Here is a 16,474-nt window from a genome sequence, read left to right on the forward strand (position 1 = left end):
GACCGCGACCGTCCGCCGGCCGCCGGGGAGCAGCGCGGAGATGCGGGCCTGGGCCGGGGTGAGCACGGCCGGCCGGACCGGTCGCTCCGCCTCGTGCTCCGCGATCAGCTCGTCGAGCTGGGCGACCACCGCGGCGCGCTGCTCGATGGCGTCGGCGAAGGCCAGGGTCAGCTTGAACCGGAAGTCGGCCACCGCGCCGGTGGGCAGCAGCAGACCGGAGGTACGCCGCCGGTCGAGGACCTGGATCAGCGTGACGGGCGCCGCTGGGTCGTGGGACAGGCCGGTCATCCGCCCGTACGTCCAGTCGCGCCGGCCCCGCCCGCCGAGCAGGACCAGGCGCCGGTTGGTGAGCACGGCGAGCCCGGCGTCGACGACCTTCACCCCTTCGGGGCGGCGCGGGCGCAGCGCCGGCGGTTCCGGGTCGACGGTCAGCTCGGGGGCCGGCAGCACGGCGGTGTGCCGCACCTCGACCAGTTGCGCGGCCGGCAACGTCCAGAAGACCACCTCGCCGGGGGCCAGCTCGATGGGCAGGCCGGCGCCGGCCTCGGTCGAGCCGTGGAAGGACCCGGCGAGGGTACGCAGCCGGCGCAGCTCGTCGTCGCGGCGTCGCCACGCCTCGTCGGCCGCGCGGAAGGCGCGCTGCCGCCGGTCGTTCTGCCGGTACGCCCACCGGTAGCGCCATGTGGAACCCGTCGAATCAGTCATCGCCACGCCGACTCCTCCGCCGCGCGAGCCCACCAATCGGGGTGTCATTCATGTCAACTGCGGCGCAGGGGTGGCAAGACACGCGCAAGTTGCAAATCCAACCGATCGGGTGATTGACCCACACCATCGGCGGAGGCGGGTGCGTCGGTTCCCCGCCTAGCGGCGGATGCGGTCCGCCATCATGCCGACCGCCCGGCCCTGGTCGACCAGGCAGGCGGCCAGCAGGTCGCGCGCCCGGCGGCGGACCGCGGCGGCGTCCGGATGCCCGGGCAGCCACTGCTCCGGCTCACCGATGGTCAGCTCGACCCGGCCCGCGGGCAGCGGCACCGCCCCGGGCGGCGGGCCGCCGAGGCGCTCCAGGTGGCCGGGCGAGAGGATCTGGTACCACATGGGCTCCGGCACCAGCAGGTCGGCGAGCGCCGCCACGTCGGGCGGCGGCGCCTGGCCCGGCCCGTTACGCGGGGACCAGCCGTGGTCGAGCAGCCGAGCGGCGTCGGGCTCGACCGTCACCCCGGCCCAGACGACCGTGTCGGCGTGCGCCCTCAGCAGCTCCCGCAGCTCGTGCATGCCTTCCGCGCCGGCGGGCGCCAGGGTGAGCGCCGCTGCCGGCGCCGCGTCACGCAGGGACGCCCCGACGGTCGCCGCCGCCACCGGACCGTCGTCGGCGACCAGGGTCACCGTGGTGGCCTGGCCGGGGGTGGCCAGCGCGGTGCGGGCCGCCCCCGGGGCCGTCCCGGCCGGGACGGCGGTCTCCACCCCGAACACCACCAGGCTCAGCTGGCCGACGCCGCGCCCGGTGACCCAGCCGGCAGCCACGTCGAGCAACGCCAGCGGCGGTCCGGCCGGCAGGTCACCGAACGGCGCCGCCAGCGGGCCCCGCAGGTAGGCCCGGACGGCAGGGGTGAGCCCGGGACGGAGGTCCAGGTCGCCGGGATGGGCCAGGCCGACCTCGGCGTCACCCACCCCGGCGTGGCGCAGCTCGGCGACGAGCAGATCGGGTACGCCGAGCACCTGCTCGTCCGGCAGCGAACCGAAGTCCACCGCGAGGAGGTGCCGGCCCGGCAGGGGCACCGGCGGCGGGAGGAAGGCGACCCGTTCCGTCTCCCCCTCGGCCCCCGGCACCTCAAGCCGTAGCAGGGTGTCCCGGAACGCGGCCGTCGCGGCCGGGAGCTGGCCGTCGCCGGACCGCACCTCGAGCAGCAGGCTCTGCGACACGCGCAGCTCCCGGTGCACCTCGGGCAGGACGACGACGGCCATCACGTACTCCTTTGTCTTGCGTTTTGTCTTACCCGGTGGTCACGGCACCACGGGCACGCGCGGGATGATCGGGATGATCGGGATGCAGAGGCTGCACGTGTTGTGGGCCTCATCCTCCATGTCGCGGTTGCGCTGTGCCCTGGTCCGGGCGGCCACCGGGGCCTTGTCCTCCTTGGCGAAGTAGACGTGCCCGGGCAGGTCCCCCCAGACAACGACCTCGTCGCCACCGAAGATGTCGTCCCAGAAGCTCTCCTGGACCAGGAAGGAGTTCGCCCAGCCCTGCAGCTCGGTGCCCTTCACGAAGGTCACCTGGTAGTGGTAGATGGCCGCGAAGATGTAGCCGTTGAGCTGCGGTTCCACCTGGCTCCGGTTGGCGTAGTCCTTGACCTCGAAGATGTTTGTCTCGTCGGTCGCGATGTCGACCTTCAGGCGGTCGCCGTCGAAGTACGGCGCGAACAGCGGCGGGTAGTCGTCGTTGACCCGCGGTGGCTTGACCTCCCAGTCGACGTTGTAGCTGACCGTCGTGCCGAAGCCGAACTGGTCGTCCCACAACCGCTGGAAGAAGCCCTCCCGGCGCTTGTTCAGCTCGTTGATGGTGAACGCCTGCGCCGCCTTCTCCCGCTCGGCCCGGGGCTCCTTGTTCCACAGCATGTTCAGGCAGTGCTGCCGGGCGTCCAGACAGTCCTGCTCGATGTTGCCCCGGGTGCTGAGCATGTGGCCCTGGAAGCACTTGTTGTGCGCCTGGATCGAGTCGTTGGGCGGCGGGCAGTTCTCCCCGAGCGCCTGCAGCACCGCGTTGAAGACGGAACCGAACCCGGCCCAGATGGAGACCTGGCCGCTCGGGTCGGCGAAGTCCAGCGGGCCGTTGTTGGCGTAGGCGTACGGGCTGGTGGTGTCGGTCTGGCCGACCATGGTGGTCAGCGGGTCCCGGCTGGTGAACCGGCCGACGCTGGCGTCGTAGACCCGGGCCCGCAGGTGCACCAGGGACCCGATGCCGGTCTCACCGCGGTAGGCCAGCTCACCCCGGTAGCCGAACGCCGGGTTCGACAGGTTCGGCAGGCCCGCGGTGATCGGGGCGCCGAACACGTCGTAGCTCTGACCCTGTGCCCACTGGTCGGTCGCCGAGGTACGGATCGTCGACCCGTAGGCGTCCCGGGCGAAGGTCGCCGAACCGCTCGCGGTGTCGGCGAACACCCGGCCGTAGCCGTACACGAAGTTCGCGGCGCCCTCACCCGACTGGGTGAGCAGCTGCGGCAGCAGCCCGTCGCCTCCGCTCCACCGGTAGGAGACCGTGCTGGTCTGCGGCGGGTTGTCCTTCGGCTGGCGGGTGGTGGCCACCTGCGTCGGAAGGCCGTCGCCGTCGTAGCCGACCGCGTTGGTCTGGGTGACGCTGCCGCCGGACTCGGTGAACGACTTCGGCAGGCCGAACGAGTCGTAGGCGATGGTGAGCAGGTCGTTCGGGTCGTTGCGCTCCAGCAGCCGCCCGGCCCCGTCGTAGCGGTAGGCGACGTGCTTGTCGCCGGTGTCGGCTGCGGTGAGCTGGTCGGCGGCGTCGTAGGTGAGCTGGGTGGTCACGCCGCCCCGGGTGATGCTGGTGCGGTTGCCCACCGCGTCGTAGGTGGACGAGATCGTGCCACTCGGCTCGCCGGTGGCCGACAGCAGCTGTCCCGCCGCGTCGTAGGTGTAGTTGGCCCGCTTGCCGGGTGTGGGCTCGATGTGCTGCACGACCCGGCCGTCGGCGTCCCGGTTGAGCGTGGTGTCGAAGGCCGGGGCCCCGTTGCGGACCTCGGTGTAGCCGGCCAGCAGCCCGCCGTCGTAGCGGTAGGTGCGCGACCACGAGTCCGGCAGCTTCTCGGCCACCGGCCGCCCGTCCGCGTCGAGCTGGTACGACACGTCCCCGGCCCGCGGGTCCGACAGGCCGGTCAGCCAGCCGTTGGCGTTGTAGCCGTAGGAGACCGTCTGCCCGTCCGGGTAGGTCAGGGAGGTGCGCCGTCCCGCCGCGTCGTACTTGGCGGACACCACCGAATCGTCGGGTCGGGTGGTGGTGAGCAGGCGGCCCACCTTGTCGTACGTGTAGCGGGTGGTGCCGGCGTTGTCGGTCATGCTGGTCCGGCGGCCGACGGCGTCGTAGTCGAACGACACCGTCGCCCCGTCCGCCGCGGTCCGCTTGGTCAACCGGCCACGCTTGTCGTACTCCATCCGCAGCGTGCGTCCCGAGGGGTCGGTGAGCGAGGTGCGGTTGCCGGCAGCGTCCCAGGTCTGCTTCGTGACCCGCCCGAGCGGGTCGGTGACCTCGGTCTGCCGGCCGCCGGCGTCGTACGTGTAGCGGGTGACCGCCTTCTTGGCGTCGGTCATGGTGACCAGGTTGCCGGCCTTGTCGTACGTGTAGCGGGTGACACCGCCGTTGGGATCGGTGACCGCCGTGAGCTGCCCGGCGGCGTCGTACTCCATGGTGCGCACCCCACCGCCGGGGCTGGTCCGCTTCGTCTCCCGGCCCTGCGCGTCGTACTCGTGCCGGGTGATGCCGCCACGCGGGTCGATGACCCGGACCGGCTGGTTGCCGGTGGCGTACTCGTAGCGGGTCACCAGGCCCGCGGGCGTGGTCTCGGAGGTCTTGCGGCCGTCGGCGTCGTAGGCGTACACGAAGACACCGCCTGTGGGCAGGATCTTCTTCACCATCCGCCCCGCGGCGTCGTACTCGTAGCGGATGGCGTTGCCGAGCGGGTCGATGATGGCGACCAGTCGGCCGGCGCCGTCGTACTCGTATTTGGTGATCGCGCCCATCGCGTCCTTCGTGGACACGACGCGACCGGTCGGGTCGTAACTGGTGCTGGTCTCCGCCTCGGCCGCGTCCACCGTCGAGGTCCGCCGGTCCAGCAGGTCGTAGCCGTAGCGAGTGACGTTGCCCGCCGCGTCGGTCATGCTGGTCACGTTGCCCCGCTCGTCGTAGCCGGTGACCTCGGACCCGGTGCCGTCGACGACCTCCGTCGGTCGCCCGTCGGAGTCGTAGGTGTACCGCACCACCGTGCCGTTGGGATCGGTGATCGTGCTGGTCCGACCGAGCCCGTCGTACGTGTACCGGCTGATCCCGCCGAGCGCGTCGGTGACCGTGCTGACCTGCCCGTCGCCACCGTAGCCGTAGGTGACGGCACGGCCGAGCGGATCGGTGACCGTGGTCAGCCGACCCGAGCTGTCGTAGCCGTTGGTGGTCGTCGCGCCGCTCGGGGCGACGGTGGCCAGCAGCAGACCCGAGGCGGTGTAGCGGTAGCGGGTGATCGCCCCGGCGGCGTCGGTGCTGCTGGACAGCCGACCGGCGTCGTCGTACCCGTACTGCTGGACCTTCCCGGACGGGCTCGTCACGGAGGTACGTCGGCCGGCCGCGTCGTAGCCGTAGGTGAGCTTCCGGTTGGTCGGGTCGGTGATGCTGACCAGCCGCCGACCCGCGTCGTAGCCGTAGACGGTTTTCGCGCCCGCCGGGTCGACGAACTCCGTCACCAGCCCGTCCACAACGGTGCGGCGGGTGACCCGCTCGGCGGCGTCGGTCACGGTCGATGCGACCCGGCTGTCGCCGGTGTAGGCGTAGCGGGTGACGCCGCCGGCGGGGTCGGTCACGCTGGTCACGCGGTCCTGCGCGTCGTACCCGTAGGCGCTGGCGGCGGTGCCGACGGCCCGGCGGGTGAGGTTGCCGTGGGCGTCGTAGGCGAAGGTCGTCACGGTTCCGCCTCGGGCGCTGCTCCCGACGAGGCGCCCGTTGGAGTCGAACGTCTGGCTGATCGACTTGCCGGCCGGGTCCGTGGCGCCGACCAGCCGGCCGGCGCGGTCGTGCCGGTAGGTCGCCGTGGCCCCGCCCGGCTGCAGGGTGGCCGTGGTCACCCCGGTGACCTCGTCGTAGGCGACGTCCTCCGCGCCACCCGACGCGAACGCCTGGCGCACGACCCGACCGTCGGAGTCGTAGGTGTTCTCGATGACGGTGCGACCCTCCGGGTCCACGATGGTGGCCAGCAGACCCCCACCGGTGCTGGTGTAGCGGGTGACCGCGCCGCCCGGCGCGGTCACCGCAGAGAGCGCGCCGTCGGTGTACGCGTAGGTGACCACCCGCCCGTCACCGGCTTCCGCCCGGGCGACGCGGCCGGATGCGTCGTAGCCGAAGGTGAGGGCGGCGCCGGCCGAGTGCGCGGCCCGGCTCAGCCGGCCGGCGTCGTCGTAGCTGAGGCTTACCCGCTCCCCCTCGCCGACGAGGCTGGTGGCACGACCGGATGCGTCGAACGTGATCGCCGCGCCGGCCCGGTACCGCAGGGTGAAGGTGCCGTCGTCGGCCCGGGTGAGCTCGGCCTCGATGTCCTGCGGGCGCTGGTAGCCGCCGGCGTCGCCGGGCGCGAAGGTCAGCACCCGGCCGTCCGCGTCGTGGAAGGCGACCGCGCCGTCGTCACCGACCACGAGGTGGGTGGTCAGGGTGGTGGTCCAGCCCTTGCCGAACGGCCCGTCCTGCGGGTTCAGCGAGTTGTAGCTCCGCGCCCAGCTCAGCAGCCCGACGGAGAAACCCAGGTCGACCGCGGCGTGGGTGAAGTTGCCGGTGGCGGTGTTCACGCCCTGGCCGGTGAAGCCGTAGCCCGAATGCTGTCCGAACAGTTCCTCCGACGACCGGGTGACGTAGTCACCCTCGGAGGCGAACGCCGGCGACCCGGATGCCACCAGCGTGACCGCCGTGGCCGCCGCCAGAGCGGGCAGCCGCCACCGGCCGATTCTTGTGCTGTCTCTCATCGCCAACCCCCGTTTCGATGTAGATCGATCGAGGGAACGGTATTGTCCTGCGTCACTGTCCTACTGACCCGCTGCATTTATACATTTCGATGTAAGGTCGGGACCTGCGGGAACCTTTGGATGAGCGGAAAATCACATGCCCGTCGTGTAACGTCCACCGCCGCCGGAACGCTTTTCGCGAATCGGCCGCCAGCGACGACGAACCTTGCCCCACTTCGCCATGCGCCGGGATCAGCCCCTCGGTAACGTGAGCCGCAAGGGGGTACGCCGTCGACGCCGAGGAGGTGGGCCGGTGGGCGAGCCGACCGTCGTGGTGGGGGTGGACATCGGCACCACCAGCACCAAGGCGGTCGCGTACGACACCGGCGGCCGGCAGCTCGCCACCCACTCGATCCGCTATCCCCTGGAGGAGCCGCACCCCGGTTACGCCGAGCAGGACCCGGCACGCATCTTCGACGCCGTGGTGGGGTCGATCCGGGCGGTGGCCGAGGAGCTGCACCGGCCGATCGCCGGCCTGTCGTTCAGCACCGCGATGCACAGCCTGATCGGGCTGGACGCCGACGGCACCCCGCTCACCCCCTCGGTCACCTGGGCCGACTCCCGGGCCAGCGCGCAGGCCGAACGGATGCGCGCCACCCCCTCCGGGCTGGCCATCCACCGGCGCACCGGCACCCCGGTGCACCCGATGGCGCCGCTGCCCAAGCTGGTCTGGTTCGCCGAGCAGCAACCGAAGCTGTTCGAGCGGGTCGCCCACTGGGTGGGTATCAAGGAGTACGTGCTGCTGCGGCTGGCCGAGGCGCTGGTCATCGACCACTCGGTCGCCTCCGCCACCGGGCTGATGGACATCCACCGGCTGGTCTGGGACGCCGAGGCGCTCGGCATCGCCGGGATCACCGAGGAGCAGCTCCCGCAGCTCGTCCCCACCACCCACCTGCTGCCCGGGCTGGCCGCCGAGGCGGCCCGGGCCACCGGCCTGCCCGCGGGCACCCCGGTCGTGGTGGGCGCCGGTGACGGGCCGCTGGCGAACCTGGGGCTGGGCGCGGTGCATCCCGGTGAGGTGGCGTGTTCGATCGGCACCAGCGGGGCGATGCGGGTGATGGTGGAACGCCCCGGGGTCGACCCGCTCGGCGGCGTCTTCTGCTACGCCCTGACCGAGCACCGCTGGGTGGTCGGCGGGGCGATCAACAACGGCGGGATCGTCCTCCAGTGGGCCAACGAGGCGCTCGCCCCCGAGCTGGGCGAGCACGCCGAGGAGGAGCTGCTCGACCTGGCCGCCCGGGCGCCGGTCGGCTCCGGCGGGCTGATCATGCTGCCGTACCTGCTCAGCGAGCGGGCGCCGCACTGGAGCGCGCTGCCCCGCGGCGCGTACGTCGGGCTGACCCACGGGCACGGCCGGGCGCACCTGGTCCGGGCCGCGCTGGAGGGGGTCTGCCAGCAGCTCGCCCTGGTCCTCGCCTCGGTCCGGGCCGCCGGCAACGAGGTACGCGAGGTCCGCGCCAGCGGCGGCTTCGCCCGCAGCCCGCTGTGGCGGCAGATCCTCGCCGACGCGCTCGGCATGCCGGTGCGCTTCCCGGCCGGCCACGAGGGCTCCAGCTTCGGCGCCGCCCTGCTCGGCATGCAGGCGCTCGGCCTGATCGAGTCGATCGAGGTCGCCGCCGACCTGGTCCGCATCGAGGAGACGGTCCGCCCGGACCCCGCCTCCGCCGCCACGTACGCGGCCCTGCTGCCGCTCTTCTCCGAGCTGTACGACGCGCTCGTCCCGACGTTCGCGTCCCTGCGGCGGCTGGCGCCGAGCCTGCCGCCGGAGCCACCCCCCACCGCTCCACCCCAGTGATCGCCCGTACCGGAGGCACGGACGACTAGCGAAGGTCGTGATTGCCGTGGTCACACTGCTCGCCGCACCGGCGGAACCTCTCACGAACGCCGGTGACACCCAGCTCGTCGTCGCCGCCCTGCTCGGCATCGCCGCGGTGGTGGTGCTCATCGCCTGGGGCAAGGTGCACCCGTTCCTGGCGCTGATCCTCGGCGCGGCCGTGCTCGGCGTGGTCGCCGGGGTCAGCGCCGACAAGATCGTCACCTCGTTCAGCGGCGGGGTCGGCTCGACCGTCGGTGGCGTCGGCCTGCTGATCGCGCTCGGCGCGATGATCGGCGGTCTGCTCGCCGAGTCCGGGGGCGCCGACAGCATCGTGGAACGGGTGGTCGGCCGGGTCTCCGGCGGCGCGTTGCCCTGGGCCATGGCCGGCGTGGCCGCGCTGATCGGGCTCCCGCTCTTCTTCGAGGTCGGCGTGGTGCTGCTGGTGCCGATCGTGCTGCTGGTCTCCCGCCGGGTCGACGTGCCGCTGATGAAGATCGGCATCCCGGCGCTGGCCGGCCTGTCGGTGCTGCACGGCCTCGTGCCGCCGCACCCCGGCCCGCTGGTGGCGATCGACGCCCTCGGCGCCAACCTCGGCCAGACCCTGGCCCTGGGCCTGCTGGTGGCGATCCCCACCGTGATCATCGCGGGTCCGGTCTTCGGCAACTTCATCGCCCGCTACGTGCCGGCCACCGCCCCGGAGGCGCTGCTGCCCACCCGGCGGCCGCTCGCTGCCGGCGAGGACCGGCGACCGACCCGCCCCGGTGAGGGCCGGCTCGACGCCGACGGCGACCTGGTCACCGAGGACGACCTGCTCAACCCGGGCGCCGGCCGCCCCGGCGCGCCGATCGACGAGCCGGTGGGGCCGCGCGCACGCCGCGAGCCGGCGCTCTGGGCCGCCGTGGTCACGGTGCTGCTGCCCGTGGTGCTGATGCTGCTGCGGGCGATCGGCGAGCTGACCCTGGCCGAGGACACCGCCGGCCGCCAGGCGCTGGACATCGTCGGCACCCCGATCGTCGCGCTGCTGGCCGGCGTCATCTTCGCGATGGTCTTCCTGGGCTACGGCACCGGCTTCAGCCGCAGCCAGGTCTCCGGCTTCCTGGGCGGCTCACTGCCGGCGATCGCCGGCATCCTGCTCATCGTCGCCGCCGGCGGCGGCTTCAAGCAGGTGCTGGTCGACGCGGGCGTGGGCAACCTGGTCGCCGACGCCGCCGAGGGCGCGAACATCTCCCCGCTGCTGCTGGGCTGGCTGGTCGCCGTCGGCATCCGGGTGGCCACCGGCTCGGCCACCGTCGCCACCATCACCGCGGCCGGTATCGTCTCGCCGCTCGCGACGACGCTCCAGGGCCCCGAGGTGGCGCTGCTGGCGCTGGCCATCGGTTGCGGCTCGCTGTTCTTCTCGCACGTCAACGACGCCGGCTTCTGGCTGGTCAAGGAGTACTTCGGGTTGACCGTCGGGCAGACCATCAAGAGCTGGTCGGTGATGGAGACGATCATCTCGGTGGTCGGCTTCGCCGGCGTCCTCCTGCTCGACCTGGTGTTGTAGGGGGCGCGTGTCGGGCGGGCTGGTCGGGTGCCCGCTCGTCAGTGCCTTTCGAGCTGACGTCGGGAACGACTCGGCAGGCCGGCGCCTGCGGGCGGCGGCCGTGGCCGCCCGGGGCGTGCCGGTGAGCGGCTACGAACTCGATGGCGTGGACGGGCGTCCTGCTCGGTCGCCGCATGCCGATCTTGGACACTTGCCGTTCGAGCGGAACGGCAACTGTCCAAGATCTCGGCACGGCGACCGCGTCGCGACCCGCCCACCGGACGATGTCGCGGACGACTCAGCTCGAAAGGCCGGCGACATCGACCGCCGGACCTGCCACGCCGGGCACATTCCGGATCACCGCCGGGTAAGACGCGATCACGCCGGTCTGGGCAGGGCGCCACGACTCCCGTGCCGCTCCGGCGAGGCTGATCGGTCACGGGGCCTCGACGCCGGAGATGCGGAACCGGTGCACCTCCGCGCCGAGGATCATCGCCGCCTGCTCCCCGTCCGGGCCGGAGCCGCGGAAGTCGAGCAGCTGCTCGTCGGTCTCCCACCGCTCGTAGACGTTGATCCGGCCCGGCTCGACCAGGTCCGCGCTGACCGAGAAGTCCACGCAACCCGGCGCCGAGCGGGCCGCCCGGACGACCTCCACGCAGGAGGCCAGGTAGGCGTCCCGCTGGGCCGGGTCGACGTAGAGGGTGCCGGCGACGATGAACACGTGACCTCCCGAGGGTGAGCCGTCCGGCCCATCCTGGCACCCGGGCCGGATCAGGCCCGGCTGATCGCGTTGGCGTGGATCGCCTCGTTCAGGTACGCGGCCAGCCCCGGCCGGATGTTCTCGTAGTACGCGGTGAACCGCGGGTCGGCCAGGTACATGTCCGCGAGCCCGGTGTGGATCTCGTACGAGCAGTCGTAGAACCACCGGCTGATGAGCTGCCGGTGCTCCTCGGCCAGCGCCATCGCCTCCGGCGAGTCCGCCGCGGCGCCCGACTCCATCAGTGCGGTGATCCGCCGGCCCCACTCCTCGTTCTCGGCCTTGTTGCGCAGCCAGTCCTCCTTCGAGTACCGGGCGGCCCGCTCGGTCGACTGCCGGTAGGCGTCGGTGCCGCCCCAGCGGCGCTCGGCCTCCTCGGCGTGCTCGTCCGGGTCGAAGTCCCCGAACACCTCGAAGCGCTCCTCCGGGGTGAGCTGAATGTCCAACTTTCTCGCCTCCATCGCGAGTTCGATCGCCGCGACCATGTCGCGCAGCTTCCCGATCCGTCCGGTCAACAGCTCGTGCTGCCGGCGCAGGTGCGGCAACGGGTCGCCGCCCGGGTCGTCGAGGATCTCGGCGATCTCCTCCAACGGGAACCCCAGCTCCCGGTAGGCCCGGATCAGCTGCAACCGTTCCAGGTCCGCGTCGTCGTAGCGGCGGTAGCCCGCCGCGGTGCGGCCGCTCGGCGAGAGCAGCCCGATCTCGTCGTAGTGGTGCAGCGTCCGGACCGTCACCCGGGCCGCCCGCGCCACCTGACCCACCGTGTACGCCATGGTTCCCTCCCTTCCGCGACCAAGGCTCCCGCCTCCCGTTGCGTGAGGGTCAAGCCCGATTCTGCGGCCCGCGTCACCCGGCCGGCGCACGAAACGGCGATCGCCCCCGGCCTCCCGAGGGGGTGCGGGAGGCCGGGGGCGATCGGGGAGCGGGTGGTCAGGCGCTGACCCGCTCCTTCTCGGGGGCGGCGAACGCCTCGCTGGCCGGGGTCCGGAAGCGTGCACCAGGCCGGCGACCGAGAGCAGCAGGAGCAGTGCCGCGCCGAGGTACAGGGCCAGGGCGCCCTGCTCGGCCTTGCGGCCGAACTCGCTGAAGCCGTACGAGGTAAGCAGCAGGCCGCGCAGCGTCTCGCCCTTGAACACGGTCTCCCGCTGGGCGGTGACGTCGGCGAGCTGCTTCTGCAGGTCGGCCAGGTTGGCGGCGTTGGTCTGCTGGGCCTGGGCCACCTGCTCGCGCAGGGCGGTCTGCGGCTCGCCCAGGTCGGCGTACGTCCTGCCGCCGCCGATCGACCGCAGGTGCAGGCCGATGTACTCGTTGGCGTAGCACTCGGCCTGCTTGCCGGTGGTGAGCGGCTGGCCGGCGTACTCGCGCAGGCAGTCCGACTTCTTCTCCTCGTCGCCCAGCTTGTCGGCCGGCGTGAAGCTGATGTGCTGGGCGGCGAGCTGGTCGTGCACGTAGCGGTTGGCGAAGTTGGCGTTCGTCGTCAGGACGACGCCGACGACGAGCAGCAGGACCGCGAGGCCCAGCCCACCGATGCTGAACAACAGGTCGAGCGTCCGTCGCTTCATGTCTGGCTCCTGTGTGGATGGTTTCTCCGTTGGCTGCCAGACCATCGTGGCGGTGGACGGGGCGCCGCCAGCAGGGCCGAACCCCCTGTCCTGCCCGGGACCTTCGACCCTGCGCCGGCCGGGCCGGTCAGCGGGCCGCGTCGACCGGGGTGAGCGCGTCGAGCAGCTCGGACAGGGCGACCGGGCGGCCGTAGCGCCAGCCCTGACCGTGCAGGCAACCGATCGCGGTCACCGCCGCGTGCTGGCCGCCGGTCTCCACCCCTTCGGCCACCACGGCCAGGTCGAACGCGCCGGCCAGCCGGGTGACCATCTCCACCGTGGCGTACGCCCGCGCGTCGTCGGCGCCGAGGCGGGACACGAAGGACCGGTCGATCTTCAGCTCGGTGGCCGGGATCCGGTGCAGGTAGCTCAGCGAGGAGTAGCCGGTGCCGAAGTCGTCGATGGCGATGCGGACCCCGAGTTCGCGGAGCTGGGCCAGCCGGTCGAGCACCGCCTCGCTCCCCTCGATCAGCGCCGACTCGGTGAGTTCCAGGGTGAGCGCGCGGGGCGGCAGGCCCGCCGCGCCGACCGCCCCGGTGACCGTGGCGATCAGGTCGGGCCGGCGCAGGTGGGCGGCGGCGATGTTGACGGCCACGGTCACCTCGGGCGCGCGCTCCCGCCAGGTGGCCGCGGCCCGGCACGCCTCGTGGATCACCCACCGGTCGATCGCCAGGATCAGGCCGGTCTCCTCGGCCAGCGGCAGGAAGCGCGCCGGGGTGAGCACCCCGAGCCGGGGGTGCCGCCAGCGGACCAGCGCCTCGGCGCTGCGTACGGCGCCGGTGGCCAGGTCGACGATGGGCTGGAACTCCATGCGCAGCTGGCCCTCGTCGACGGCACGGCGCAGGTCGGCGATCAGCTCGGCCCGGGTCACCGCCGACTCCCGCAGCTGCGGCGTGCAGGTCCGGTACGCGGACTTGCCGGCCGCCTTCGCCGCGTACATCGCGATGTCGGCGTCGCGGAGCAGGTCGGTGTGGGAGGCGTGCTGCGGGCCGTACTCGGCGATGCCGATGCTGGCCGACGGGTGCACGCCCAGGTCCTCCTCGCCGGGCAGCGGTTCGAGGGCGGCGAGCAGCCGGACGGCGAGCCGCTCGGGCGGCACCGGCCGGTCCCCGGCGACCAGCACGGCGAACTCGTCGCCGCCGAGCCGCGCGATCATCCCGTCAGGGCCGGTGGCGTCCCGCATCCGCTCCGCGATGGTGCCCAGCAACCGGTCACCGGCCGCGTGCCCGAAGCGGTCGTTGACCTGCTTGAACCCGTCGAGGTCGAGGAGCAGCACGGCGACCGGGCCGCCGTCGCGCAGGGCCCGGCGCAGTCGCCGGGTGAAGGTCAGCCGGTTGGGCAGGCCGGTGAGCTGGTCGGAGTAGGCGAGCCGGCGCAGCCGGGCGACCAGCCGCAGGTTCTCGTTGGCGGCCAGCCCCTGGCGCAGCGCGAGCACCCCGAGCAGCGCCATCATGCCGATGAAGACCAGGTGCGGGGTCTGCCCGGTGGGCCGCCGGGCGAGCACCACGGCGACGATCGCCCCGCCGACCGGCAGGTAGGGCAGGGCCACCCGCCACCACGGCGGCAGCGGCGACTCGCCGGTCTCCTCCTCCCCCGCGCAGGCGGGCGGCGGAGGGTACCGGGTGGCGAGGCCCACCAGCAGGTAGCTCAGCGGCCAGCAGACGTCGATCGGGTGGCCGGGGGCGTAGCCGCCGTGCGCGACGAGGGAGACGTAGACGGTGTCGGCGGCGGCCCGCGTGGCCAGGCCCACCCCGATCATGGTGAGCGCCCGCCACATGGGACGGGCCGGTCCGGCGACCGCCACCAGGATGGTGAGCTGCATCAGGTCGAGCATCGGGTAGAGCAGCCCGGCGGTGCGCAGCGGATCGGCCAGGTCGGCGTCGGCGAGGTCGCGGAACACCACCACCCAGCCGATCGGGATGAGGGCCAGCCCGACGATCACCCCGTCGAGGAGGGTGCGGGCCTGCCCGACCAGGCTGCGCGGGGCGGCCAGGGAGCAGAGCAGCGCGGCGGTGCCGGTGACGATGCCGGCGGTGAACAACCCACCGACCAGCGCGGTGTGCGGCAGTGCGTGCCCGCCGAGCCGCTCGACCGTCCACACCGTCCGGCCGAGCGCCGAGAGGATCATCGTGGCCGCGAGCAACGCCCAGAACCGGCGCAGCGCGACCGGGTGCCGGCGGGCCACGCCCGTGCAGGCCACCGCCGCCCAGCTCGACACCGCCACCGCGCCGAGGTCGCTGACCAGGGCCCCGCCCGGCAGGCCGGTGACCAGCCAGACCGCTTCCCCGAGTACGACGAGGGCGGCCGCGACGAGCCCGACACGGCCGGAGAGCGGGCGACGGGCCGGCGCCACGGCGGCGAGGCTCACGTCCTGCTGCGATACAACGATTCGCTCCGGCTCTCTCCCAGACGCGCACCCTCGACGATGAGGACCGTTGCGGACGGCGAACGGCGCAAGCCTAGTCAGCCCCCGGTGCCGCCGCCAGAGCCGATCGGGGTCGGTCACCGTCCCGACGGGCCGGGGTCCTCCGGGTCGCGGCGGCGGTAGAGGGAGACCAGGACGCCGTACCGGGGCTGGTCCGGGCCGGCCTCCTCGGCCTCGCCGACCAGCGCGTCCAGGGTGGACCGGAGCCGCTCGGCCTGGGCCGGGGTGAGCCGCAGGTGGCGCAGGTGCAGCAGCGGGTCGGGGTCGCCGGCCAGTTCCTCGGCGACCGCGCCGAACAGCGCGCTGGTGGCGCCGGCGTCGCCGGTCTCGCCGACCAGGCGGCGGAAGGCGCGCTCGTGGTACTGCTCGGTGCCGCCGCGGACCTGGCGGGTGTGCGCGGTGCGGACCATGCCGGCCTCGGTGAGCACCTTGAGGTGGTGGGCCACGGTGCCCTTGGCCGCGCCGAGCCCGGTGGCGAGCTGGCTGATCGTGGCCGGCCCGGACCCGAGCGCGAAGAGCAGCCGGTGCCGGAACGGGTGGGCCAGCGCCTTGAACTGGGCCGGGGCGCGGACCTCCAGCTCGGTCTCGTGGTTCACGGCTAAAGCGTCTAATTCTCTTGACGCTTTGTCAACCGGGCTGCTCTACTCGGGACATGCATCAGGATGAGATCACCGAGATCGTCGAGCGGGCCGCGAAGCTGGTGGCCGAGCAGTACGTCTTTCCCGAGGTGGCCGGCCGCATCGCCGCCCACCTCGGCGACCGCCTCCGCGCCGGGGCCTACGCCGACGTGGCCGACGCGGCGGCGCTCGGTGCGCGGGTCACCACCGACCTGCAGGAGGCCAACGGCGACCTGCACCTGCGGCTCAAGCACCACGAGACGCCGCTGGCCGACATCGCCGGCGACCCGTCCGAGGAGCAGTTCGCCCAGCTCGCCGCGCGCACCATGGGCGGCGTGGCCCGGGTGGAACGGCTGCCCGGCAACGTGGGCCTGCTGGAGATCGCGCCCTATCTCTTCCCGCCGCAGCTCGCCGGGGACCTCGTGGTCGCCGCGCTGCGGCTGCTCGCCGGCACCGACGCGCTCCTGCTGGACCTGCGCGGCAACCGGGGCGGCAGCCCCGACATGGTGGCCCTGGTCTGCGGCTGGTTCTTCGCCGAGCCCGCCCACCTGCACACCATGCACGAGCGGGCCGGGACCACCCACCAGTACTGGAGCGCCGCCTGGCTGCCCGTCCCCCGCTACGCGCCCGACAAGCCGGTGTTCGTGCTGACCGGTCCGGAGACGTTCTCCGGCGGCGAGGAGCTGGCGTACGACCTCCAGCAGCTCGGCCGGGCCACCGTGGTCGGCGAGCGGAGCCGGGGCGGGGCGCACCCGCGGGTCGGGCACCGGCTGCACCCGCACCTGGAGCTGACCGTGCCGGTGGCCCGGCCGGTGAACGCGGTCAGCGGCACCAACTGGGAGGGCTGCGGGGTCGTCCCCGACGTCGGGACGCCGGCCGGGGCGGCGCGCGACGCCGCGTACCGGAGGGCCCTGGAGGCCCTGCTGGCGGCGGACCCGGAGCGGGCGACGGCGGCCGAGGCGCGCGACGCCCTG

The 16,474-nt window shown here is 73.2% G+C and carries 9 protein-coding genes and 1 pseudogene; 3 read left to right on the forward strand and 7 right to left on the reverse strand.

Annotation, left to right across the window (positions count from 1 at the left end):
- The 3 genes and pseudogenes from ACW0Q9_RS20520 to ACW0Q9_RS20530 all read right to left on the reverse strand — a co-directional run.
- A pseudogene (locus ACW0Q9_RS20520) lies at positions 1-711 on the reverse strand (hypothetical protein); the annotation flags it as partial.
- Positions 712-861: 150 nt separating this feature from the next.
- Positions 862-1,962 carry a hypothetical protein gene (locus ACW0Q9_RS20525; RefSeq protein WP_456183668.1) on the reverse strand — a complete coding sequence of 367 codons (1,101 nt, stop codon included), beginning with the start codon at positions 1,960-1,962 and terminating at the stop codon, positions 862-864.
- Between the two features lie 39 nt (positions 1,963-2,001).
- A complete protein-coding gene (locus tag ACW0Q9_RS20530; RefSeq protein ID WP_456183670.1) occupies positions 2,002-6,723 on the reverse strand; it encodes a DUF6531 domain-containing protein in 4,722 nt (1,573 codons plus the stop codon).
- A gap of 292 nt (positions 6,724-7,015) precedes the next feature.
- On the opposite strand from ACW0Q9_RS20530, the gene ACW0Q9_RS20535 reads away from it, so the two are divergent.
- Positions 7,016-8,557: a gluconokinase gene (locus tag ACW0Q9_RS20535; protein ID WP_456183672.1), complete on the forward strand. Its 1,542-nt coding sequence runs from the start codon at positions 7,016-7,018 to the stop codon at positions 8,555-8,557.
- Positions 8,558-8,603: 46 nt separating this feature from the next.
- Positions 8,604-10,121 carry a GntP family permease gene (locus ACW0Q9_RS20540; RefSeq protein WP_456183674.1) on the forward strand — a complete coding sequence of 506 codons (1,518 nt, stop codon included), beginning with the start codon at positions 8,604-8,606 and terminating at the stop codon, positions 10,119-10,121.
- Positions 10,122-10,536: 415 nt separating this feature from the next.
- Here the strand turns inward: ACW0Q9_RS20540 and ACW0Q9_RS20545 are convergent, their stop codons facing one another.
- From ACW0Q9_RS20545 to ACW0Q9_RS20560, 4 genes are all read right to left on the reverse strand, one after another.
- Positions 10,537-10,821: a putative quinol monooxygenase gene (locus ACW0Q9_RS20545; protein ID WP_456183676.1), complete on the reverse strand. Its 285-nt coding sequence runs from the start codon at positions 10,819-10,821 to the stop codon at positions 10,537-10,539.
- A gap of 50 nt (positions 10,822-10,871) precedes the next feature.
- Entirely contained in the window at positions 10,872-11,630 is a 759-nt protein-coding gene (locus tag ACW0Q9_RS20550; RefSeq protein WP_456183684.1) for a MerR family transcriptional regulator, read from the reverse strand.
- A gap of 916 nt (positions 11,631-12,546) precedes the next feature.
- Positions 12,547-14,826 (reverse strand): putative bifunctional diguanylate cyclase/phosphodiesterase, encoded by a 2,280-nt coding sequence (locus tag ACW0Q9_RS20555; RefSeq protein WP_456183678.1) that lies wholly within the window; start codon positions 14,824-14,826, stop codon positions 12,547-12,549.
- 134 nt (positions 14,827-14,960) lie between these two features.
- Positions 14,961-15,479, reverse strand: a complete 519-nt coding sequence (locus tag ACW0Q9_RS20560; RefSeq protein WP_456183680.1) for an ArsR/SmtB family transcription factor — start codon at positions 15,477-15,479, stop codon at positions 14,961-14,963.
- A gap of 56 nt (positions 15,480-15,535) precedes the next feature.
- On the opposite strand from ACW0Q9_RS20560, the gene ACW0Q9_RS20565 reads away from it, so the two are divergent.
- On the forward strand, positions 15,536-16,474 hold a 939-nt coding region (locus ACW0Q9_RS20565; RefSeq protein WP_456183682.1), incomplete at its 3' end, for a S41 family peptidase.

This window comes from Micromonospora sp. I033 (assembly GCF_053890995.1).

Coding starts and splice junctions, on each gene's coding strand:
- ACW0Q9_RS20530 (WP_456183670.1), bottom strand. CDS start 6,723: ATGAGAGACAGCACAAGAATCGGCCGGTGGCGGCTGCCCGCTCTGGCG.
- ACW0Q9_RS20525 (WP_456183668.1), bottom strand. CDS start 1,962: ATGGCCGTCGTCGTCCTGCCCGAGGTGCACCGGGAGCTGCGCGTGTCG.
- ACW0Q9_RS20550 (WP_456183684.1), bottom strand. CDS start 11,630: ATGGCGTACACGGTGGGTCAGGTGGCGCGGGCGGCCCGGGTGACGGTC.